Below are 21293 nucleotides of genomic sequence, written 5' to 3'. Positions count from 1 at the left end.
TGGTCAGCCCAAGGGAGAGCGATGCGCCTCACCGCAAACGGCCCCTTCAATCTCCAGCACACGTTGGAATCGGGCCAGGCCTTCCGCTGGCGGCGCGAGGGCGAGGCGTACGAGGGCATCGTCCAAGGGATACTCTTCCGCGTCCGCCAGGCCGGCCCCCAGGCCGTCGATTTCACCTCCGCGCCCCTAGCCGAGGCGGTTGCCGCGCCGGTCCTCCGCAGCTACCTCCGCCTTGACGATGACCTCCCCGCCGTCTACCGCCGCATCCGCAAGGATGCGCGGATGGTCCGCGCCACGCGCCTCTATCCCGGCATGCGGCTGATCCGGCAGGAGCCGTGGGAGTGTCTGGTGACCTTCGTCGTCTCCCAGAACTCCAACATCCCGCGCATCACCAAGAACATCAACGCCATCTGCGAGGGCTATGGGACGCTGGTCGAGACGCCGGAAGGCCCGTTCCGGCGCTTCCCCACGGTGGAGGAGCTGGCGCAGGCCACCCAGGCGGAGCTGGCGAAGCTGGGGCTGGGCTACCGCGACGTGCACCTGGTGAAGATGACGCGGCAAGTGATCAAGCGGCGCATCAACCTGCTGGGCCTCCGCAAGAAGCCCTACGCCCAGGCCAAGGCCACCCTGGAGCGGCTTCGCGGCGTGGGCCCCAAAGTCGCCGATTGCGTGCTGGCCTTTTCGCTGGATAAGGGGCAGGCCTTCCCCGTGGACGTCCACATCCGGCGCGCCGTGAAGCGCTGGTACCTGCCGGGGGGAAAGGTGACGGACAAGGTGGTGCGGGAGTGGGCCGCGAGCTACTTCGGCAAGGATGCCGCCTACGCCCAGCAATATCTCTTCCACCGCCAGCGGCAATCAGGGAAGACGCCGATTCGCAAGGCCAAGGCCGCGAAGGGCTAGCCCTGCTCCCCGAACTGGCGGTCCCGCTCGGAGCATGGGTTGCAGACGAAGGAGATGCCGCAGCACTGTACCATCGCCACCACCTTGCTGCAGGCCGATTCCGGCGCTCCCTGCTCCCAGGCGATGTGCACCGGCTTGGTGCAGACCCGGCAGGTGGAGTCCATATCGTCATAGATGGGCTTCCGGCAGACGTGGCAGATAGGCGTTGAGCCCTTCTTAGCCGCAGGCGATTTCAGCGTCGTTATCGGCACCGGCTTCATCTGAGTCATGGCCTACTCCTCTTCGTCCTGGAGCTCTTGAGCAGCCTTCAGTGCGGTCGCCATGAAGGACTCAATATCGTCAGGGCTGAACGTGATGCTGAGCACATAGCTGTTTCCTGAGACTGCGCTGCGAGTCCTCTTGAAGATATCGCTGAGGGCCTTGATGATTCCCTCCATATCGTCGTCTTCGTCCTCAGACAGGCTGGCTAGGGCCTGAGCCGCACCCACAACTGTCCTGAGATCATCCGCTTGTTTCCTGCTCGGCAGGTCCACCCGTACCTTCACAACGAAATCTCTGCGCGCCTTCTCAAATTGAAGCGTGAGAGCTTGGATCTTCCGAAACGCTGCGGGGACATCCTGCGCATCCTGGTCCTCTTCTCCTATCAGGTCGCCTATTGCGGTGGCGCTGACCTTTGCGAGCGCCGTATCCCGCTGGTCGTGGTAGCGCACCAGCGGGCCGCGCAAACCGCTCTTTTCGCCCTTGAAGATATCAATGACGGAGACGATGACTTCGGGCGTCCCAGTTGCGTAAAGGCCATCGCTCAGAAAGGCGATCGAGAGGGGGTCGCCGCCGCTTACGGCCTGGTAGACCTCCACACCCTTGTACGAAACAGCCTTCGGCGCGGCGCCGTCCGGTCCCACGAAGCATTTGAGCACCCGTGATTTTTCGTAGGACCCTTCGGTGATGATTGCTCCAGAGTCGCCCTCTTCCAGGGGATTCCCATTGCTGTCCAAGATTCCTGCAAGCCGGTCGCCCTTGAAGGAGCCGAAGGCGACGATGAACTTCGGCCTGAGATTGAAGGCGCACGTCGCCTCCGCGCCCGTTAGGCTAAGGACACCGCTGACTTCTTCGCCTGCCAGTTCTGTGATGCGCTCCAAGAGTCCTTTTACCTGGGGGCCGTTGAAGAGCTTCTCCATGCGCGCGCTGGCGACCACCGTCACCCCAGGGGGGATGAGATTCAGCGACTCATGGTTAACCGCCTTCGTGCCCTCGTCCCTGCCTGCAGGGCCGCACGCGCTGAACAGGAGCGGAACGAGAAGGAGAACCGCCCCCGCCGATCCAAGCCTGCGCATCGTCATGCTCACCCTCGCGTCAGCGTTCTCTGCGGCCCGCCCAGCGTCTGGAGGCACGGGTTGCAGGTGAAAAAGAGGCCCAGGCTCTCTTCGTCCAGGTCAAAGCGGCCGCAGTCCTTGATGGGCTTCCGGGTATCCCACGTCAGGTGGAAGTTGCGCCCGCAGAAGGCGCAGTTCGCCACGTAGTCCGTCTCCATCGAGTCGCCGCAGACGCCGCATGCTTCAACCGTTGCTTCAACCATTGGGTTTCCCTTGCTTCTCAGATTCTACACGATGAGTCAGCCACGCCTTCACCATCGCCGCCTCCCCCGTCTTGTCCTTCACCAGGCTATCCAGCCGCGCCCGCTTCAGCATATGCAGCACCGCGCCGATGTCCGGGCCCTCCGCCACGCCCATCGCGATGAGCTCCTTACCGCCCAGCGCCGTCTCGATGGTCTTGAGGTGCTCGATATAGTCGTCCAGCCGCTTCCCCACGAGCGACCCGCCGAAGGCGGCCCTCGCCGCCGCCAGCGCCTCATCGCCCTTGCCGCTGAGCGCTTCAAAGATGTCGCTCGGGCGCGCCTCCAGCTTCCCAAGGGCGTCCGAAAGGAGCCGGATCTCCTGCGCCTGGCGCACGGCCTTCGCCATGGCGGCGGGCAGCTTGATCCGCCTGACGATCGCCTCGCCGTCCGTGGCGTCCAGCCGGAAGCAGAGGAGCGCCATGTAGACAGCCGGCGTCCCATCGCCCTCCAGGCGGGCGCGGCGGTAGGCCTCTTCCAGCCACTGGTCCCACACCAGCGCCGGGTGCAGCTCCCGCAGGATGGCGAAGCGGTGTCCCGCCGCCAGCGCCTTTTCCGGCGCATGCTCCTCCAGGATGCGGACGAACTCCTGGCGGATGCGGTCGCCCGAGATCGTCTTGAGCATGGAGGCCTGCTGGCGCATCAGTCGCGCCGTCTCCGGGTCAATGCCGAAGTCGTAGCGCGCCGTGTAGCGGATGGCCCGCAAGAGACGAGTCGCATCGTCAGTGAAGCTCTGATCGTGGATAACGTGAACGCGCCGAGCGTCAAGGTCCTTCCTCCCGGCCAGGGGGTCCAGGATGCGCCCGAAGTCCTTGGCGTTTATGGAGGCGGCGATGGCGTTGATGGTGAAGTCCCGGCGGCGCAGGTCCTCTTCGATGGTGCTGGGCGCGACCTCCGGCAGAGCGCCGGGCCGCGCGTACTTCTCCGTCCGCGCGATCGCCAGGTCCACATGGCCCCCATCGGCATAGACGGTGGCCGTGCCGAAGCGGTCGTGGCTCACTAGGCGTCCCCTAAGGCGTTGGGTCACCTGCCCCGCCACCTCTTGGGCGTTCCCCTCGATCGTCACGTCGAGATCGAAGTTCTCCCGCACCAGGAAGAGGTCGCGCACCACGCCGCCCACAAGGTAGGCCCTCAGGCCCTTCTCATCGGCGATGGCCGCGACCGCCCTCAGCAGCTTGAGCGATTGCGCGGGCAGCAAGTGCTCGATGAGGGGCTTGATGTTGGATTCGGCGGCGGCCTTTGGCATGGGCGGTCGGATTATACCAGTTTGACCCCGTTGGCCCCGGTGCTATCATTGCCTCCGCTATGGCGAATCGCTCCCTCCAAGACCTCGAAAACAGCCTCGACCTCTCCTTCAACGACCTTGCCCTGCTCCGGCAGGCCCTCGTCCACCGCTCCTACCTCCACGAATCGCCCGATGAGGCTTCGCTGAGCAACGAGCGCCTGGAGTTCCTGGGCGATGCCGTCCTCGGCGCCGCCATCGCCGAAACGCTCTACCGCCGCTTCCCGGACGTCCCGGAAGGCCGGCTCACCACCATGCGCGCCGATCTGGTGCGCTCCGCCACACTGGCGGAGATCGCCCAGCGCCTCAAGCTCGGCGAGCATCTCCTCCTCGGCAAGGGCGAAGAGCAGTCCGGCGGCCGCGCCAAGGAGCGCAATCTGGCCCGCACCTTCGAAGCCGTCCTCGGCGCCGTCTTCCTCGATCAGGGCTACGCCGTAGCGAGCGCGTGGGCCTTGGCCCTCTTTGAAGAGCGCCTGGCGGCCCTCTCCGATGCTCCTCCAAAGGACTTCAAGTCCCGACTGCAGGAAGAGGCCCAGGCCGAAGGCGGGCGCGCGCCCAAGTATCGTGTCATCCGCTCGGAAGGCCCCGACCACTTGAAGGACTTCGAGATCGAGGTCATTGTGGACGGCGAAGTCATGGGCCGGGGCCAGGGGCGCAGCAAGCGCGCCGCCCAGCAGGAGGCCGCCCGCCAGGCCCTGGTGAAGCTCCGCGGCGAATCCTAACAGTCTGCGTGTAAGGGCGACCTTGCATGGTCGCCCCAAAATCAATCAAATAATGGCGACCTGGAGCCTGCCCTGAGGCTCTGCGAAGGATGGTCTCCCCGTTGCCCACAAAGGAGGCTCGTATGTCCAAGCCGGCGAAGGTCGCGATGGTCACCGGGGCAAGCCGAGGCATCGGCCGCGGCTGTGCCCTGGAGCTTGCCAAGAAGGGCTTTGATGTTGTCCTTTGCGCGCGCACCGTGAAGGAGGGCCAGGCCTTTGAGCACTCCTCCACCGTCAAGAAGTCGGACACCACGCCTCTGCCTGGGAGCTTGGAATCGGTGGCGAAGGAGATCATAGCCCTAGGCCGCCAGGCCCTGGTGGTGAAGCTCGACCTGCTGGCCCGGAAAGAGGTGGAGGCCGCCGTGGAGACGGCCTTGCGCCAGTGGGGCCGCATAGACGTTTTGGTGAACAACGCCCGCTATATCGGCCCCGGCCACATGGACTGGTTCGTGGACACCCCCGTGGAACTCTTCGACCAGCATCTCCAGTGCAACGTCCTCTCGCCGCTGCTCCTCTGCAAGCTCGTCATCCCCGCCATGCGCAAACAGGGCGGCGGCGTCATCATCAACGTCACCTCCGCCGCAGGCTGGCATGAGACGCCCAACATGCTGGGCGCAGGCGGCTGGGGCCTCGGCTACTCCGTCAGCAAGGCCGCCTTCAACCGCATCGCGCCGGGCCTGGCCAAGGAGCTCAAGCAGTTCAACATCGCCGTCATCAACCTGGAGCCGGGCTTCGTCGGCACCGAGCGCCTGGCTCAGGATATGGGCCCCTTCGGCTTCGATGTGAGCAAGGCGCTCGGCGTGGATGTCCCCGGCCTTACCTGCGCCTTCCTCGCCACGCACCCAACGCCTCTCTACTACTCCGGCATGAACGTCTTTGCCCCCGGCTTTGTGGTGGACCACAAGCTGGTGGACAGCGCCAAGCTGCCGCCGCCCTACGGCCCCACCATGTGGGGCATGCCCCGGCCAACGCTGCCGGGGTAGGGACGGGTTTGGCCGTCTTCCAGACTAAGGCTATGGCTAGCCCGATAGGGGAGACGCTCTGCCCATTGTGATAAGGTATTAGCACCTAGCCATTTCGGACAGAAACGATATGCTGGGCACGACGAGGCGGGCAGATAAGGGCAGAGGGGATCACGATGGCAAGCTACAAATCCAAAAAGCCGGGCGCTACAGCTACGATGTTACGCATCTCCACCCTTCAGAGCCAAGAGGTGCAAAGGTCTCTGGATGCGCTCAGGAAACGGTATGGCAAGTACGCTGTCTCCACAGATAAGCTCCGGTCGATTCTCGACGAGGAGCTCGGCGACAAAAGGCTTACCGCAGGGTTGTACAAGATGAGGGAAGAGGGCTGATGGCCGTCTACTACCTTGAGGCTTCCGCCCTGATGAAACTGTACAAGTCGGAAGCTGGCTCGGATATCGTCACAGAGCTGGTGCGAAATAAGGCGACAGACGAGACCTTCGTCACTTCCCATCTGACCATTTTCGAGATCAGCTCTTCCTCAGCCAGGTTGCTTAAAAATGGAGAGATAACCCAAGCGCGTTACAGCATGATTGTGGGGACGCTTGCCGAGGACCTGAATAGGTATGCCATCATCGTGCTACCACTCCAAAGCGCGCTTGTCACAGAGGCGTTAGCGCTGCTGCCGGACTACCCGCTGCGAGCGGGTGACGCCCTGCATGTGGCGACTGCGCGCCGACTTCAAGAGGCGCTGGACGACGAAGCGATGTATGTTGTGGTGGCCGATAAGAGAATCAGCGAGACATGTGCTGCTATCGACTTGTCCCAGCTGAATCCGGAAACCCCGGGAGCCTCTAAGTTGCTGAGCCGTATCCGGGGCGAATAGTCCAGGGTTCTACTGAATCCCTCACTTGTTTCGGTGCGCGAGACGCGTCCCTGCTCTTGCGATGCCTGGCTACCTGTGGCTATCTCTCTCAGATCCCCCGCTGCCGCAGCGCCTCGCGCCACTTCCGCATCGCCTCGATGTGCCCCTGCGCGCCGGTGACGCCTGCATCCATCGTATTGATGCGCACGTGCGTCGCGCCGAAGGCCTTCCACTCGGCCGCTTGCGCCGCGCACTGCTCGATGGACGATTTCGCCAGCACCACGCTGGCATCCACGCCAAGCTTCGCCGGGTCCCGGCCCGCCTCCTTGGCGTGCTTGCGAAAGGCGGTCACCACGCCCTTGATGTGGTCCGTCAGCCCCGGCCCCGCCGGGATAAGACCGTCGGCCAGGCGGCCTGCCCGGCGCAGGGCGCGCTCGGAATAGGCCCCCATCCAGATGGGGATGGGGCGCTGGACCGGCATGGGGTTCAAGCCGGCGGCTGTGATCGTGTGAAAGCGCCCCATGAAGGTGACGATCGGCTTGGTCCATAGATGCCGCAGCACTTCGATCTGCTCCTCTTGGATCGCCCCCCGCTTGTGTACGTCCACGCCCAGCGCCTCGTACTCCACATGGTTCCACCCCACGCCGATGCCCAGGCGCACCCGCCCGTTGCTCAGCACGTCGGCCTCCGCCGCCTGCTTCGCCAGCAGCGCCGTCTGCCGCAGCGGCGTTACCACCACCCCCGTCACCAGCTCGATGCGCTTGGTGACGGCGGCCATGAAGCCGAAGGTCACAAAAGGCTCATGGAACATGTGCCGCGCATCGTAGACGCCCTTCCAGGGCTGGTGGGAGGCCACGTCCGCCCCCAGGATGTGCTCGTAAAAGAGGATATAGTCAATGCCGATGGCCTCTGCCGTCTCTGCGTAGGCGCGTATAGCCCCGGGGTCCGTCCCGATTTCCGTCTGTGGGAAGAGCACGCCGATCTTCATGTGGGTACCTCGTTCGCATGGGAGCGTTGCAGCCCCGGCAGTATACGAGTTGCCTCGTCCTATTCCAATGCTTGTCCCGTCTCCTTTCCTGATACATCTGCGTCTTCTGCGTAATCTGTGGAAAATTCTCCCTCTCCTTCTGCTATCATGCTCCGGTTATGATCCGCCTCTTTGGACGCAAGCAAAAGCTCGAATCCGGCCTCCAAAAGACCCGCTCCGGCCTCTTTGGGCGCATCCTTGGCATCCTGGACAAGCCCACCATCGGCGATGACGTGTGGGACGAGCTGGAAGAGGCCCTCATCGCCGCCGATGTGGGGGCCAAGCTCGCCATAGACATCTTGGGCCGCATCAAGGAGCGCGTGAAGAAGGAAAAAGTCGCCGATGGCGCAGCCGTCCAGGCCATCCTCAAGGACGAGATGCTCCGCGTCCTGAACGTGGTGGGCAGACCCTCGGCCCTGGCCGTGGAAGAGAGGCCCGCCCTGCCTGCAAAGCCTTACGTTGTTCTTCTAGTGGGCGTCAATGGCGTCGGCAAGACCACCAGCATCGCCAAAATCGGCAAATCCCTGACGGATAAGGGTTTGAAGGTCCTTCTGGCCGCAGGCGATACCTTCAGGGCGGCCGGCGCCGAGCAGCTGGAGATCTGGGCCAAGCGCATCAATGTGGAGGTCGTCTCCCACCAGTCCGGCGGCGATCCCGGCGCTGTCGCCTTCGATGCCCTCCAGGCGGCCAAAGCCCGCGGCTCTGACGTAGTACTGATAGACACGGCAGGCCGCCTGCACACCAAGACCAACCTTATGGACGAGCTCAAAAAAGTCCAGCGCGTCATCCAGCGCTTCGATCCCAAGGCCCCGCACGAGACCCTGCTGGTGTTGGACGCGGTCACCGGGCAGAACGGCCTGGCCCAGGCCAAGAGCTTCGCCGAGGCCGTGGGCGTCACGGGCATCATGCTGGCCAAGCTCGATGGCACGGCCAAGGGAGGCATCGCCTTCGCCATCGCCGATCAGCTGAAGCTCCCCATCGTCTTCGTCGGCACCGGCGAGCAGGTGGACGATATCGCCGCCTTCTCCGCCGCCGATTTCGTGGACGCCCTCTTCACCCGCGAGGTCTAACCCGTGCTCGATGCCTTCTTCTGGTGGCTGACCCTCTTCCTCCTAGGCATCTGCACCCTCCCCATCACCCTCGTCCTCTTCCACCGCCTGCCGGATCGCGGCTATGCCTTCAGCCGTCCCCTCAGCCTCCTCATCTTCGCCTATGCCTATTGGCTCTTGGGCCACGTTGTCCCTAATCGTCGCGGCCTCACCTTCGATATCGCCTTCGTGATGCTGGCCGTCATCGTCTTCATCGCGCCGCGCCGCCGCAAGGTCGTCATTGACTTCTTCAAGAAGCAGTGGGGCCTCGTCCTGGCCACGGAGGCCGTATTCCTGGGCGTCTTCATCGTCTGGGCCCTCATTCGCAGTCTGATGCCGGACATCGCCCACACGGAACAGCCCATGGACTTCATGTTCCTCAACAGCGTCTTGCAGAGCGATCGCTTTCCTCCGCAAGACGCCTGGTTCGCGGGAGAGCCCATCTCCTACTACTACTTCGGCTACCTGATGGTCGCGGGGGTCACCAAGCTCACTGGCATCTCCTCAAGCGTCGCCTACAACCTCGCCCTGGCCTCCTTCGCCGCCATGGCCGCCGCGGGCGCCTTCAGCGTCGCCTACAACGTCGTGCGCGGTATCAGGCTCCCCTCCATCAAGCCGCCGAGCTTCAGGACGGCGGCCCTCGTCGGCTGTCTCGCCATCGTCCTCCTTCTCTTCATGGCCAATCTCGTGGCCTTCTTGGAATACCTCCAGGCCAACGGCGTCGGCTCGGAGGGCTTCTGGAAGTGGGTGCGTGTGGACGGTCTCACCGGTGCGGACGTCAGCGTCGGCCGCTTCCCGGACGGCACCTGGTGGTGGTGGCGCTCCACCCGGGTCATCAACAGCTTCCCCGGCGGCGGGGGCGGCGTTGACTACACCATCACCGAGTTCCCCTTCTTCAGCTTCATGCTCGGCGATATGCACCCCCACGTGATGGCCCTGCCCTTCATGTTCTTGGCCGTTGCCATAGGCCTCACCATTCTGCGCGCCGCCCCCATCGTGGACATCACCTGGCTGCGGCGCCACCCCTGGCATGCAGTCCTCGTCGCCCTCGTCCTCGGCGGCCTGGGCTTCATGAACAGCTGGGACTTGCCCACCTTCGCCGCCCTCATTTTCGCCTGCATCCTCCTGCGCGCCCTCCACGCCCGCTTCCACGGCGCCCTCGTCGAATGGTGGGAGTTCATAGCCGTCCTCCTCGTCCTCGCCGTCGCTGCCATCGTCCTCTATCTTCCCTTCTACGTCCTCTTTGACTCCCAGGCCCAGGGCATCCTTCCCGTTCGCCGAGTCATGACGCGGCCCGTCCACTTCACGCTCGTCTGGGGGCCATTCCTCCTGCTGACTACAACCTTCCTTGTCGGCCTCTTCGTCGTCACCTTCCGCGACCGCATTGGCCGCGCTCTCCGCTGGCTCTGGGGCGCAGACAGCAAATCCTCCGGCAACCCCGCTCCTTCGATTGGAGGGAACGGAAACACGAGTGGGCCTGCCCCTTCTCTCCTCTCTCGCACCTGGTTCTGGGCCGTCCTCTTCCCCCTTGTCCCCTTCGCCCTCTGGGCCGGCGTCGAGCTGGGCATAGACGTTCACGAAGGCAAGACCACGGAGGGCCTGCTCGCCATCGGGACGCGCTTCTGGCATCTGATGCCCTGGTTCATCCTCATGGGCCTGGCGCTGCTTGTCCTTATCCACAAGGCCCGGAAGGAAGGGACGGCTGCTACGCCCATCCAGTTTGTTCTGGTCCTCATCCTCCTCGGCCTGCTCCTCACCATGGGCGCAGAGCTCTTCCGCATCGTGGATCTCTTCAACAACCGGATGAACACCGTCTTCAAGTTCTACTACCAAACCTGGGCGCTCTTTTCCGTCGCGGACGCTATCGCCCTCTACTGGTGGGCCGCGCGCCTGCGGGCGGCGCGGCGGCTCCCGCGTTTCGCTCTTGTCGGGCTTCTGGTCGCCTTCGCCGCTGCCATCACCGCCGGGATGGCCTACATGCCGCCCGCCGTCAAGAACAAGGCCGTCAAGGGCATGCCCTCGCGCACCTTGGATGCTCTGGCCTCCGCCAAGCGCAGCGACCCCAAGGAGATGGAGGCCATTGCCTACCTGCGAAGCATCGTTGACCACGATAAGGTCGTCGTGGAGGCGATGCCGGGACGCGATGGACGTCCCACGGGCGATTACGACGCCTCCATCAGCCGGGTCTCCATGCGCACCGGCATCCCCACGATCCTGGGCTGGCCCGGCCATCAGCACCAGTGGCGCGGCGACCCGTATGACCCCATCCAGGAGCGCTTCCGCGATGTGGACGCCATCTTCCGCAGCACGAACGTCGTCCAGGTCGCGCGGCTCTTGAAGAAGTATGACGCCGACTACGTCTTTATCGGCGAGCTTGAGCGGGGGACCTACGGCCCGGACGTCGGCCGGAAGTTCGCTCAATTCATGGAAGTCGAATATAGGAACGAGCGCGTTGTAATATACAGAACTCGTGACTCCTCCTAAGGATAGGCATGGCCTCCCTTTCACAGAGTGAGATAGAAGCGCTTCAGGGCGACCCCTCTGCCCAGGTTTCGCCGCCTGCCGCGCCTCCCGCCTCCGGGCGCGAGCTGCGCCTTTCCATCCGCCTCGACCAGGTTCCCTGGGAGGCGATCCTCTGGTTCGCCCTCTTCGCCCTCGCCCTGACCTTGCGCCTATGGAACCTGGATGCCCGCGCCGTCCACTACGATGAAAGCATCCACTCCTACGACGCTTGGAAGCTCTTCCGGGGCGAAGGCTATAACCATAGCCCCTGGTCCCACGGCCCCATCCAATACATGATGGGAGCGACCGGCCTCTTCCTCTTCGGCGATACCTTCGCCGCCCCCCGCGTCATGCCCGCCCTCTTCGGCGCGGCGCTCGTCCTCATGCCCCTTCTCCTGCGCTCCCGCATGGGCAAGTGGGGCGCTCTCTGCGCCGGGGCCTTCATCGCCGTCTCCCCATCCCTCCTCTATTTCAGCCGCTTCCTTCGCGAAGACCCCTTCGTCCTCGTCTGGGACTTCGGCCTCATCGTCTGTCTCTGGCGCTATCTGGATTCCAAGAAGAACCGCTACCTCTATATCGGCGCCCTCCTGCTGGCCCTCTCCTTCTCCACCAAGGAGACGGCCTTCATCCACTTCGCCATCCTGGTCAGCTTTCTGGCCGTCTGGTGGCTCCGCGCCTTCTTCACCGATTCGGAAGATGCCGCCCGGGTCTCCGGCGGCTGGTTCATCCTCATCCTGGCCCTCGCCTTGCCGCTCTTCTCAGCCGCCGTCGGCGCCCTTGTGGACAAGATGCCCGGCGGCCTCAGCAGCATCGAGCTGGTGAACAACAACAACGCCCTGGGCGCCGGAAAGGTCGGCGCCCCATCCGGCGGCAGCGGCGCCTATGCCGCGGCGGGCATCATCGTCTTCATCCTCTTCATCGTTTCCCTCATCATCGGCATCTGGTGGCGCAAGTGGGTCTTCCTTATCGCCATGGTCGCCTTCTGGCTCCTCCTGTTCACGCTCCATACCACATTCTTCACCAACATGGTCGGCATCGGCACCGGCGTCTGGCAGTCCCTCGGCTACTGGATCGCCCAGCAAGCCGTCGAGCGCGGCAGCCAGCCCTGGTACTACTACTTCATGACCCTTGGCCTCTATGAGACCGCCGTCTTCTTCGTCTCCATCGCCGCCATCGCCGCCTACACCGTCCGTCGCGGCGCGAACGTCGTCGTCGCCTCGCTGATCATCATCCTGCTCGCCACCCTCATCGCCGTCGGCATCGGCGCCTTCACGGATTCCAAGGCCGTCTTCGCCCCCTTCGCCGTCGGCCTCCTCGCCATCAACCTCTTCGCCCTCGGCAAGGGCGACCCCTTCGAATGGTTCCTCGTCCACTGGCTCATCATCTCCCTTATCCTCTTCATGGTGGCGGGCGAGAAGATGCCCTGGCTCACTACGCACCTAGCGCTTCCGGCCGCTGTGCTTGCTGGCAAGGCCGTCGGCGATCTCTTGGGCAAAGTGCCGTGGGCTGAAGCGGCGAGGAAAGGCGGGCTCCTCTTGTTCGTCGCCGTGCCTCTCCTTGCGCTCGCCCTCTACGCCCTTGTGAAAAGCGTCCCTTGGGATGAGTCCTCCATCGGCATCTGGCGGTTCGTTGGCCCCATGATCTTCACGGCGCTCTTCATCAACCTCTGGGCCTACATTTGGTACCGCCTCGGCTTCAAGACCGGGATGAAAGTCGTCTCCCTCTCCCTCGTTGCCCTCATGACCCTCTTCACCTTCCGCGCCGCCACCGCCGCCGCCTTCGCCAATGACGATGACCCCAAAGAGCTCCTCGTCTACTCCCAGACCGACGATGAGATGCTTGAGATAGTGCACCAGATTGATGCCTTTGCCCGCACCTCGGGCAAGGGAAAGAACCTCGTCATCTACGCCGATACCTCCGGCGCGGCCTTGGCCCCCTGGCGCTGGTACTTGCGCGGCTATAAAAACGCCTCCCACCGCGATATGTCCAACTACACCGGTGAGCTGACCGCCGATGTCGTCATTCTCAGCAGTGGCAATCAGCGCGTCTTGTTCCAGGCCGGCGACCGGGCCAGGTACGATGACGGCCGGCGCTTCAACCTCCTCCAGTGGTTCGCTCCCTGGACCTATCAGAGATACTCCTTCAAGAAGTTCAGGGGAGACTTCACCTCCGGCGAGGACTGGAACAACTTCCTCCGCTACTACATGTACCGCGACCTGAAAAGCTCCCCGGCCATTGATAGCGGCTACGCCTACTTCCGCAAGCTGGGGACATAACGGAACTCTGGCGTCCCACCTTGCCCTCCCCGTATACTACGTATCCTGATTTGCGCCGCCTATCCCAGGCGTCCCCGCGCCTTCGATTGGAGTCCTGACCCCGTTGTTCACCTCGCGCCGCTTCCTCATCGGCCTGGCCTTCAGCGCCGCCCTTCTTGCCCTCTTCTTCTGGCAGGTTGACCTATCGGAGACCGCCGACGCGCTTAAAAGCGCCAACTACTGGTGGTTCATCCCCGCCATTGCCGTCTACTTCGTAGGAGTCTGGTTCCGCGCCGTCCGCTGGGGCTACCTCTTGGGGCCGATGAAGAGGATCTCGACTCCTCGCCTCTTCCCGGTTGTTGTTATCGGCTACATGGCCAATAACCTGTTGCCCGTCCGCCTCGGCGAGCTGGTCCGCTCCTATTACATCGGCGAAAAGGAGGGCGTCAGCAAGACCGCCGCCCTCGCCACCATCATCATCGAGCGCGTCTTCGATGGCGTCGCCCTCCTCTTCATCGCCCTCTTCGTCTGGCCCTTCCTTCCTCTGCCCGACCTCCTCCGCAACTTCTCCGATGACTCAGGCATCCCCGTCGGCCTCCTCATCTTCTTCGTCGCCGCCCCCTTCATCATCATCCTCGCTCTCTTCCTTGCCATCGCCATGCGACCCGAGTTCGGGCGCTGGCTCGTTCGCCTGCTCGTGCGCGTCGTGCCCCAAAAGGGCAAGGCCGTCATAGATGCTCTAGGCATGCGCTTCGTGGAAGGCTTAAGCACCCTCCATAGCCCCAGGCGCGTTCTCTCCGTCCTTGTCCTTACCTTCCCCATCTGGATCGCCGAAGCCGCCATGTTCGAAATCATCTCCTACGGCTTCGACATGGATGTCTCCTTCCACGGCATGCTCTTCACCACCTCAACCTCCAACCTTGCCACAAGCATCCCCTCCAGCGCAGGCGGCGTCGGCCCCTTTGAGTGGGGCGCGCGCCTCACCCTGGAGGGCCTCGATGTTGCCAGCGGCGTCGCCACGGCCTTCACCATCGCCCTCCACGTCGCCCTCCTCGTCCCCGTCACCGTCCTCGGCCTCGTCTTCATGTGGATGCAGCACATGTCGTTAGGTATGATTGCCCGCCAGCGGGCGGATAGCCTCTTAGAGACGCCCGCCGGAGCCAAGGAATGAACATCGGCATCATCGGCGGCGGCGCATTGGGCCTCTCGGCCGCCTACGATTTCTCGAAGGCCGGCCACAGGGTCGCCGTCTACGAGCGCGCCCCCTTCCTGGGCGGCCAGGCCGCCACCTTCGATGTCGGCGGCGGCCGCCTGGAGAAGGGCTACCACCACCTCTTCCGCAGCGATCGCTACATGGTGGACCTCATCCACGAGCTCGGCCTCGGCCCCAAGCTTGCCTGGATCGAATCCAAGGTCGGCTTCTTCTACGGCGGCAAGATCCACAAGTTCACCACCCCCGGCGACCTCCTACGCTTCAGCCCGCTTCCTCTGGCCGACCGCATCAAGCTGGGCCTTCTCACGCTGCGCCTCCAGCGCAAGAAATATTGGCCGCGAGAGTACGAATCGGTCACCGCCGCCGATTGGATGAAGCGGCACGCCGGCAAACGCATCTTCGAAGTCATCTGGGAGCCGATGCTGCGCGGCAAGTTCGGCGTCAGCACGGAGCAGGTCGCCATGGTCTGGCTCTGGGGCAAGATCTACCTCCGCACAACGTCGCGAAAGACCTTCGGCAAGGAGCAGCTCGGCTATCCCATGGGCAGCTTCGGCGAGATCTTCGATGTCCTGGAGGCGAAGCTGAAAGAGCGGGGCGTGGATGTCGTCTATCCCGCCTCCGTGGAGCGGGTCGTCGTGGCGAATGGTCGGGCCGTCGGTCTCCAAGTGAAGTACAAGGACGGCAGAGAAGAGGTCCGAGAGTTCGACCGTATCCTTTCGACTACCCCCTCATACATCTTCCCCAAGCTCGTTCCCGAGCTTCCTGCTGACTACACGGCGAAGCTCTCGAAAGTCGTCTACCAGGCGGCCGTCGTCATGGTGCTGGAGATGGATCGTCAGCTCAGCTGGGCCTATTGGATGAACGTCGCCGATCGCTCCATCCCCTTCGTCGGCGTCATCGAGCACACCAACTTCATAGACAGGTCGCACTACGGCGGGACGCACCTGGTCTACCTCTCCAACTACCTCGCCAAGGACAGCCCTTACTACAAGATGACCCCCGATGAGCTGTGGCAGGCCTATATCCCCGCCCTCAAAAAGATCAATCCGGACTTCGATCCCTCTTGGGTCAAGAAGCGCTACTACTACAAAGAGGATGCCGCCCAGCCCATCATCGGCCTGGACTATTCCCGGAACATCCCTGAGCTCAAGACGCCCATCAAGGACCTCTGGCTGGCGAACACCACCCAGATCTACCCGGAGGATCGGGGCACCAACTACAGCGTGAAGCTCGGCCGCCACGTCGCCAAGCTGATGATGGAAGCGTAGGGGCCGCCCGATCCCATCGGACGAACGCGGCGCGCGCCCTCCCCATCGGGCTCGCCCCCTCACTCCCCCATCGCCTTGCGCACCCGCGCGGCGGAGATGTCCCGCTTCGCGATGAACTCCGTCGCCCCCGCCGCCAGCGCGTCTCGGGAAAAGGCCTCGCCGTGCTGGGCGCTCATCAGGATCACCTTCGTCTCCGGGTGCAGCGCCCGTATCTCCCGCGTCGCAGAGATGCCGTCCCTGCGCGGCATCTCCACATCCATCAGCACCGCGTCCGGGTGGTGCTTCGCCGCCAGGCGCACGGCCTCGTCGCCGTCATGGCCCACCCCGGCGATGCGCACATCGGTATAGGGCTTGAGCATCTCCAGCACATAGGCGCAGAAATCCGGCTGGTCGTCCACCACCAGGAGCGTCTTCTGGCCGTTCGCCGCTTCCCTCGCCGCATGGTCCTGGGCGGGTTGCGCGGCCTGGGGGCTTGCCGCCGCCGGGCGGGGCGTCGGGAACGTCGCGATGACGGCTGTTCCTTTGCCCGGCCTGCTCGTGAACGTCACGGAGCCGCCCTCGGCACGCGAATAGTCCTGCATCGCCTGACTCCCGTAGCCGGCCTTCATCGTGACCGCGTTGAAGCCCTTGCCGTCGTCCCTGATCGTCACGCTGATCGTCTCCGCCGTCGGCTGGCCCAGGACAACCTCCGCCGTGGCCGCCCCCGAATGCTTCAGCACGTTCGTCAGCGCCTCCTCCGTCACCCGGTAGATCGCCAGGCGCAGCTGCTCCGGCAGGCCGTCCCGCCAGAGTCGCTCCGGCGTTGCCGGCGACCCTTCCGCCCGCACCGTGACGGTCACCTTCGGCTCGAACCGCTTCGCCAGCTCATCCAGCGCCGCATGCAGGTTGATCCTGATGAGCGAAGGGTGCAGCCGCTGCATCGCCGCTCGGAGCTCCCGCGAGACGATCTCCTCCAGAAGCGCCAGGGACTTTTCCACTGACTCCGTCGCTCCCGGCTTTCGCTCCTTCAATGCCTCCAGCGCGTCGTTCAGCTGGTGCCGGACCACCAGCAGGCGGTTTTGCACCGGCCCGTGAAGCTGTTGGGCCACCTCTTTCCGCACCTGCTCCTGCGTATTCACCAGGCGGTACCGCGATTCCTGGAGCTCGCTCGCCGCCGCCTTCAGCTCTCCTGTCCGCTCCTCCACCAGGCGTTCCAGCTCGTCCCTGCCGCGCTGCAGGACCCGTTCCGCCTCTTTGCGTACCGTGATATCGCGCAGGATCACCACGCGTCCCCTGGGCTGGCTCTTCGCGTCGTACACAGGCGAGCTGCGCATCTCTAAGACCGTCGCTCTTCCCTCTTTGGTGAGGACGATTTCCTGCACAGGCTGCCTCTCCCATTCGGGACGCGCAGGCAGAAGGCCCGCGAAGGCCTCTTGCACGGGCCGCCCGATGAGCGGCCGCGACTCCCAGTCTGCCAGCCGCCGCGCCGCCGGGTTCGTGTCCACGATGCGGTCGCGCTCGTCCAGCACCAGCACGCCGTCGGCCATGGTGTCCAGCACCCACGTCCTGGCGATGGGCAGCAGCGTTACGAACTGGGAGCGAAAGAGGAGCCAGACTAACCCCATGCCTGCGAAGAGGAACGTGAGCGAGATGAGATACCTGGGGAACGGCGTGAGTCCCGAGACGTAGAGCAGGTTGCCGAAGAGCGGGATCAGCGCAGTGCCGATGAGCGATGCGGCCTGGATCTGGAAAAGCCTCGTGGCCCCGACCATGGAGCGCAAGAGGAGAAAGATGCCCGTCAGCGCCAGCCCGTAGGCGTAAGCGGCGTAGACCCAAAAGACGGCGCCGTAATCGGCCTTCCAGAGGAGGAATGGCCCGCTCGGCTCCAGGGAGATATGCTCCCAGATAAGGTGGTGCAGTTCGTTGGTGAAGACGAGGACGAGGGTGATGAGCGGCACGATGCTGAAGAGGGCGATGCGTTTGCGGGTGATCCACTCGTCATGGCCGCTGTAGGCCACCGCGAGCGCGAACCAGATTAGCGAGACGAAGGTGATGGAGAGATACTCCGTCTTGGAGAGCCACGTCTTCAGGTCAAGGTCCGTGCTGCCCAACCCCAGGGCGTAGGGGATGGACCACGTGCCGATGCCCCAGACCAGCAGCGCCGTCAGCGTTGCCGTGGGCGCGGGACGGTAGCGCCAGGCCGTCGCGCCCAGGATAAGGAGCAGCGCGACGCCGATATAAAAAGGGATCGTGTAGCGGAAGGCGTGCCAGTCCATGGTCCCTCGGTGGGATTGTAGCACCGGCCACCGGGTTCCCGGAGGGCGGGAGGGGAGGGCGGTTTCAGTTGCGTAGGGGCGCGGCAAGTCTTCGCGACACGCCCATCTTCAGCGGCACCGAGGTGCGAGTTCCTCCTGGGGCGGGATGCGGTGGGGAGGGGTGTTATGCAGAGGGCCCGACGGTTGTTCCATGGATGAACGCGTCCAACAAAGGTGCGAGCGTTGAACGTCCCGGCGGAGCCGGGAGAGGGCGGCGCGATAGCGGTCTCGCGCTTTCCCCACCGTGCCCTCGGCGACTGACGTCAGCCGGTCACGCCCGCCTGTGAGTGCGGAGGTCTCAGATCGTACGATCCTCCCTTGTGTCCACGCCTGTGCCACGAGGTGCATCGCGGAGCGGGGGCGGAGCGCCGGCATGCTTTCGGCGCGGCCGTCCGTTCCGGGGCCTTTCTGCATAACGTTTCGTGGTGTAGGCATTACGAGATAATGTATACTATATGATAGCGAAGAGTGTCAACTATCATCAGGGGTCGGACTCCGTTGGGAACCTCATAACAAGGTTGTTGTTTTGGGTGATATGCTTCCAAATAGCTATTGTTCCCCTAGCAAGGAGAGGCATGCGGATCAAGGTGCAGAAATTTCCGAAAGCACTCTCGTTTGATGTCACCAACAGATGCTTGTTGACTCAGAAGTCACGTGAACAACTGGGGTTAAGGGCCAGAGGTGATGCTGTAGTCGTAAGACACCGTGGGAAAGCCATTAAGCTATGGGCGTTTCAAGGTGTGCTCGAGAATTCGCAGGTCAACGAGATATATTTGAATCCGCCAACCAGGGAAGAATTAGATATCCCGGACGATTTTCTTCAAGCTTCCCTAGAGGTTGACGTGACAAAGGCAAGCTTTTTTGAGAAACAGTGGCTTCGATGGAAGATAGAGAAGGGCTTCGATTTTCTTTTGGGATTTGTAGTAGGGGTTACTAGCTCTTCGTTAGTGGCATGGCTGGTTGCTTACACAGCGCAGACGTGACAGGCCTCCCTTCATTATCAGCCTTTGCGCTCCTTGAACGGACGGGGGGTTTGTGCTAGCATTCCCGCGTTCGTGCGAAAGTTCACAATCGCCCTTGCGGGCAGGCCGTTCAAAAGATATGGACGCCAAATATAAGGAAATACTGGACGGCCAGAAAAGGATCGGCCGGACGGTCACCGTCCTTTCGTCGCTCATCTGGGTGCAAGAGGCCTTGGGCTACCTGCCGAAGGAGTCCATCGCCGCCGTCGCCGAATACACCGGCGCCTCGGTGAACGATGTCTTCGGCGTTGCCACCTTCTATACCCAGTTCCGCTTCGAGCCGCCCGGCAAGCACCAGATCGAGCTCTGCTGGGGCCCCTCCTGCGAGCTCTTCCACTCCAAGGCCCTCATGAAGCAGGCCGAGGAGTTCGCTGGGACGAAGTTCGGGACCACATCGGCCGATAAGCACTACACTCTGCGCGGCCTCGAATGCGGCGGCGCGTGCGCCCTGGCCCCCGTGGGCAAGTTCGATGGGAGGCTCATGGGTCGGCTCACCAAGGAGAAGCTGAAAGAGCAGCTGGACAAGATGAAGAACGGCAAGGCAGGGGCATAGGATGGCTGAGAGCTACGCGGCGCTGAAGCAGAAGGCGGACGCGGCCTGGCAGGCCGTGGAAAGCCCCACGCGCCCGCAGGTCTTCATCGGCTATGGCATCCACGGCCAGGCGGCGGGCGCGCCCCATGTGCTGGAGGCGCTGAAGCGGCTCACCCACTCCAAGGGCGCCGCCTGCGATTTCCATATCACCGGCGGCCTTGGCCCCGATTATGCCGAGGTGCTGGTGAGCGTGATCAAGCCGGGCCAGCCCCGCATCTTCTTCCGGAACGTCACGCCGCAGAACGCCTCCCGCATCGCGGACTACATCGCCGGGGGCCAGACGCCCCAGGATATGGTCTTCGGCGCGTTGGGCAAGCTCGAAGGCACGGGCCTCCAGAGCCTCTTCGAGCGCCCCGAGTTCAAACTCCAGAACCGGGTGGCGACGGCGAACTGCGGCATCATTGACCCCACGAATATCTGGCACTACATCGCCAGGGGCGGCTACGCGGCGCTGCACAAGGCGCTGACCCAGATGAAGGCGGACGACGTCCTGGCGCAGATCGAGAAATCGAACCTGCGCGGGCGCGGCGGCGCGGCCTTCCCCGCGGGCACCAAGTGGCGCTTCCTGGCCACGTCCAACGTCTCGCCAAAATACCTCCTCTGCAACGGCGAGGAGGGCGATTCCGGCGCCTTCAACGATAAGCACCTCCTGGAGAGCGACCCGCACCGCGTGCTGGAGGGCATCATCCTGGGCGGCTATGCCTGCAAGGCCGGCGGCGGCAAGGGCTTCGTCTTCATCCGCGTCGGGTGGGACCTGCCCATCGCGCGCATCCAGCACGCCATCGAAGAGTGCCACAAGCTGGGCCTCCTGGGGAAGAACATTCTCGGCTCCGGCTTCGACTTCGATATTGAACTGGCCTTCACCGGCGAATCGTATGTGGCGGGCGAAGAGACGGCGCTGATGGAGGCCATCGAAGGGAAGCGCGCCATGCCGCGCTACAAGCCGCCCTTCCCGGCGGCGGCGGGCCTCTGGCAGAAGCCGACGAACATCAACAACGTGAAGACCTATTCCTACGCGCCCGATATCGTGCTGAAGGGCGGCGATTGGTTCGCGGGCATCGGCACGGCCAAGAGCAAGGGGACGGCGCTGGTCTGCCTCTCCGGGCACATCGCGCGGCCCGGCCTCTACGAAGTGCCCTTCGGCCTCACCCTGCGCCAGGTGATCGAGCAGGTGGGCGGCGGCGTGCCGGACGGCAAAAAGCTGAAGTTCCTCCAGACGGGCGGGCCCCTCGGCGGCTTCCTGCCCGCCTCGGCGCTCGATATGCAGATAGACTTCGACGGCATGGTGGCGGCCGGCGCGATGTTCGGCTCCGGCGGCATCATCGTCGGGGATGAGACGGTCTCCGTGGTGGAGCTGACGGCCACGCTGGCGGAGTTCAACGCTGAGGAGTCTTGCGGAAAGTGCTTCCCGTGCCGGACGGGGACGCGCCAGGTGGCGGATGTGCTGGAGCGGCTGGCCCACCGCAAGGGGACCAAGAAGGAGCTGGCGGCGGCCATGGTGATCGGCGACACGATGAAGTCGTCGCTGTGCGCCCACGGCCAGCTGGCGGACAACCCCATCAAATCGGGCTATCGCTATTTCAAAGCGGAGTTTGACGCGGCGGCCAAGTGACGGCGACCTAACCCCCGGCCCCTTCCCTGAGATGGAAG

19 protein-coding genes are annotated in these 21293 nt (G+C 63.8%); 13 read left to right on the top strand and 6 right to left on the bottom strand.

Annotated features, from left to right (window positions below; all coding sequences use genetic code 11):
* Positions 1-21 precede the first annotated feature (21 nt).
* Complete coding sequence (locus FJ039_01155) at positions 22-900, top strand: hypothetical protein (protein ID MBM4404783.1); 879 nt, start codon at positions 22-24, stop codon at positions 898-900.
* Here the strand turns inward: FJ039_01155 and FJ039_01150 are convergent.
* From FJ039_01150 to FJ039_01135, 4 genes are read right to left on the bottom strand one after another with little or no spacing between them, the layout of a single operon-like run.
* Entirely contained in the window at positions 897-1169 is a 273-nt protein-coding gene (locus tag FJ039_01150) for a hypothetical protein (GenBank protein ID MBM4404782.1), read from the bottom strand. The genes FJ039_01155 and FJ039_01150 overlap by 4 nt on opposite strands.
* Before the next feature lie 3 nt (positions 1170-1172).
* Complete coding sequence (locus tag FJ039_01145; GenBank protein ID MBM4404781.1) at positions 1173-2240, bottom strand: hypothetical protein; 1068 nt, start codon at positions 2238-2240, stop codon at positions 1173-1175.
* A gap of 2 nt (positions 2241-2242) precedes the next feature.
* The gene (locus FJ039_01140) at positions 2243-2476 is read right to left on the bottom strand and encodes a hypothetical protein (GenBank protein ID MBM4404780.1); all 234 of its coding nucleotides are present in this window, start codon (positions 2474-2476) and stop codon (positions 2243-2245) included.
* Positions 2469-3758, bottom strand: a complete 1290-nt coding sequence (locus tag FJ039_01135; GenBank protein MBM4404779.1) for a CCA tRNA nucleotidyltransferase — start codon at positions 3756-3758, stop codon at positions 2469-2471. Before FJ039_01135 ends, FJ039_01140 begins: the two co-directional genes overlap by 8 nt.
* Before the next feature lie 59 nt (positions 3759-3817).
* On the opposite strand from FJ039_01135, the gene rnc reads away from it, so the two are divergent.
* From rnc to FJ039_01115, 4 genes are all read left to right on the top strand, one after another.
* Positions 3818-4516: a ribonuclease III gene (gene rnc / locus FJ039_01130; protein MBM4404778.1), complete on the top strand. Its 699-nt coding sequence runs from the start codon at positions 3818-3820 to the stop codon at positions 4514-4516.
* A gap of 89 nt (positions 4517-4605) precedes the next feature.
* Entirely contained in the window at positions 4606-5538 is a 933-nt protein-coding gene (locus tag FJ039_01125; GenBank protein ID MBM4404777.1) for an SDR family oxidoreductase, read from the top strand.
* Between the two features lie 155 nt (positions 5539-5693).
* On the top strand, positions 5694-5909 hold the full coding sequence (locus FJ039_01120; GenBank protein ID MBM4404776.1) for a hypothetical protein: 216 nt from the start codon (positions 5694-5696) through the stop codon (positions 5907-5909).
* On the top strand, positions 5909-6403 hold the full coding sequence (locus FJ039_01115) for a type II toxin-antitoxin system VapC family toxin (GenBank protein MBM4404775.1): 495 nt from the start codon (positions 5909-5911) through the stop codon (positions 6401-6403). The genes FJ039_01120 and FJ039_01115 overlap by 1 nt, the downstream gene beginning before the upstream one ends.
* A gap of 88 nt (positions 6404-6491) precedes the next feature.
* Here the strand turns inward: FJ039_01115 and FJ039_01110 are convergent, their stop codons facing one another.
* On the bottom strand, positions 6492-7370 hold the full coding sequence (locus FJ039_01110) for an LLM class F420-dependent oxidoreductase (GenBank protein MBM4404774.1): 879 nt from the start codon (positions 7368-7370) through the stop codon (positions 6492-6494).
* Positions 7371-7528: 158 nt separating this feature from the next.
* Between FJ039_01110 and ftsY the strand changes: the two genes are divergently transcribed.
* The 5 genes from ftsY (at position 7529) to FJ039_01085 (ending at position 15735) form a co-directional block, all read left to right on the top strand.
* The gene (gene ftsY / locus FJ039_01105) at positions 7529-8479 is read left to right on the top strand and encodes a signal recognition particle-docking protein FtsY (protein ID MBM4404773.1); all 951 of its coding nucleotides are present in this window, start codon (positions 7529-7531) and stop codon (positions 8477-8479) included.
* A 3-nt stretch (positions 8480-8482) separates the two neighbouring features.
* Entirely contained in the window at positions 8483-10981 is a 2499-nt protein-coding gene (locus FJ039_01100; GenBank protein MBM4404772.1) for a hypothetical protein, read from the top strand.
* 8 nt (positions 10982-10989) lie between these two features.
* Positions 10990-13275 carry a TIGR03663 family protein gene (locus FJ039_01095; GenBank protein ID MBM4404771.1) on the top strand — a complete coding sequence of 762 codons (2286 nt, stop codon included), beginning with the start codon at positions 10990-10992 and terminating at the stop codon, positions 13273-13275.
* Between the two features lie 61 nt (positions 13276-13336).
* Positions 13337-14425: a flippase-like domain-containing protein gene (locus FJ039_01090; protein ID MBM4404770.1), complete on the top strand. Its 1089-nt coding sequence runs from the start codon at positions 13337-13339 to the stop codon at positions 14423-14425.
* Entirely contained in the window at positions 14422-15735 is a 1314-nt protein-coding gene (locus tag FJ039_01085) for an NAD(P)/FAD-dependent oxidoreductase (protein MBM4404769.1), read from the top strand. The genes FJ039_01090 and FJ039_01085 overlap by 4 nt, the downstream gene beginning before the upstream one ends.
* Before the next feature lie 59 nt (positions 15736-15794).
* Here FJ039_01085 and FJ039_01080 read toward each other — a convergent pair whose 3' ends face one another.
* Positions 15795-17990 (bottom strand): response regulator, encoded by a 2196-nt coding sequence (locus tag FJ039_01080; protein MBM4404768.1) that lies wholly within the window; start codon positions 17988-17990, stop codon positions 15795-15797.
* A 614-nt stretch (positions 17991-18604) separates the two neighbouring features.
* Between FJ039_01080 and FJ039_01075 the strand changes: the two genes are divergently transcribed.
* From FJ039_01075 to FJ039_01065, 3 genes are all read left to right on the top strand, one after another.
* Positions 18605-19012 carry a hypothetical protein gene (locus FJ039_01075; protein MBM4404767.1) on the top strand — a complete coding sequence of 136 codons (408 nt, stop codon included), beginning with the start codon at positions 18605-18607 and terminating at the stop codon, positions 19010-19012.
* A 118-nt stretch (positions 19013-19130) separates the two neighbouring features.
* Positions 19131-19604: a hypothetical protein gene (locus FJ039_01070; protein ID MBM4404766.1), complete on the top strand. Its 474-nt coding sequence runs from the start codon at positions 19131-19133 to the stop codon at positions 19602-19604.
* A gap of 1 nt (position 19605) precedes the next feature.
* On the top strand, positions 19606-21255 hold the full coding sequence (locus FJ039_01065; protein ID MBM4404765.1) for an NADH-quinone oxidoreductase subunit F: 1650 nt from the start codon (positions 19606-19608) through the stop codon (positions 21253-21255).
* Positions 21256-21293: the final 38 nt, after the last annotated feature.

The organism is Chloroflexota bacterium, from assembly GCA_016875535.1.
Classification (GTDB): Bacteria; Chloroflexota; Dehalococcoidia; order SHYB01; family SHYB01; genus VGPF01.
Note: the sequence above shows the minus strand (reverse complement) of the source record. Positions and strands in the feature narration are given on the sequence as shown.

Excerpts from the sequence above, each read along its gene's own strand:
- FJ039_01155 (MBM4404783.1), top strand. The coding sequence starts at position 22 with ATGCGCCTCACCGCAAACGGCCCCTTCAATCTCCAGCACACGTTGGAA.
- FJ039_01150 (MBM4404782.1), bottom strand. The coding sequence starts at position 1,169 with ATGACTCAGATGAAGCCGGTGCCGATAACGACGCTGAAATCGCCTGCG.
- FJ039_01145 (MBM4404781.1), bottom strand. The coding sequence starts at position 2,240 with ATGACGATGCGCAGGCTTGGATCGGCGGGGGCGGTTCTCCTTCTCGTT.
- FJ039_01140 (MBM4404780.1), bottom strand. The coding sequence starts at position 2,476 with ATGGTTGAAGCAACGGTTGAAGCATGCGGCGTCTGCGGCGACTCGATG.
- FJ039_01135 (MBM4404779.1), bottom strand. The coding sequence starts at position 3,758 with ATGCCAAAGGCCGCCGCCGAATCCAACATCAAGCCCCTCATCGAGCAC.
- rnc (MBM4404778.1), top strand. The coding sequence starts at position 3,818 with ATGGCGAATCGCTCCCTCCAAGACCTCGAAAACAGCCTCGACCTCTCC.
- FJ039_01125 (MBM4404777.1), top strand. The coding sequence starts at position 4,606 with ATGGTCTCCCCGTTGCCCACAAAGGAGGCTCGTATGTCCAAGCCGGCG.
- FJ039_01120 (MBM4404776.1), top strand. The coding sequence starts at position 5,694 with ATGGCAAGCTACAAATCCAAAAAGCCGGGCGCTACAGCTACGATGTTA.
- FJ039_01115 (MBM4404775.1), top strand. The coding sequence starts at position 5,909 with ATGGCCGTCTACTACCTTGAGGCTTCCGCCCTGATGAAACTGTACAAG.
- FJ039_01110 (MBM4404774.1), bottom strand. The coding sequence starts at position 7,370 with ATGAAGATCGGCGTGCTCTTCCCACAGACGGAAATCGGGACGGACCCC.
- ftsY (MBM4404773.1), top strand. The coding sequence starts at position 7,529 with ATGATCCGCCTCTTTGGACGCAAGCAAAAGCTCGAATCCGGCCTCCAA.
- FJ039_01095 (MBM4404771.1), top strand. The coding sequence starts at position 10,990 with ATGGCCTCCCTTTCACAGAGTGAGATAGAAGCGCTTCAGGGCGACCCC.
- FJ039_01085 (MBM4404769.1), top strand. The coding sequence starts at position 14,422 with ATGAACATCGGCATCATCGGCGGCGGCGCATTGGGCCTCTCGGCCGCC.
- FJ039_01080 (MBM4404768.1), bottom strand. The coding sequence starts at position 17,990 with ATGGACTGGCACGCCTTCCGCTACACGATCCCTTTTTATATCGGCGTC.
- FJ039_01075 (MBM4404767.1), top strand. The coding sequence starts at position 18,605 with ATGCGGATCAAGGTGCAGAAATTTCCGAAAGCACTCTCGTTTGATGTC.
- FJ039_01070 (MBM4404766.1), top strand. The coding sequence starts at position 19,131 with ATGGACGCCAAATATAAGGAAATACTGGACGGCCAGAAAAGGATCGGC.
- FJ039_01065 (MBM4404765.1), top strand. The coding sequence starts at position 19,606 with ATGGCTGAGAGCTACGCGGCGCTGAAGCAGAAGGCGGACGCGGCCTGG.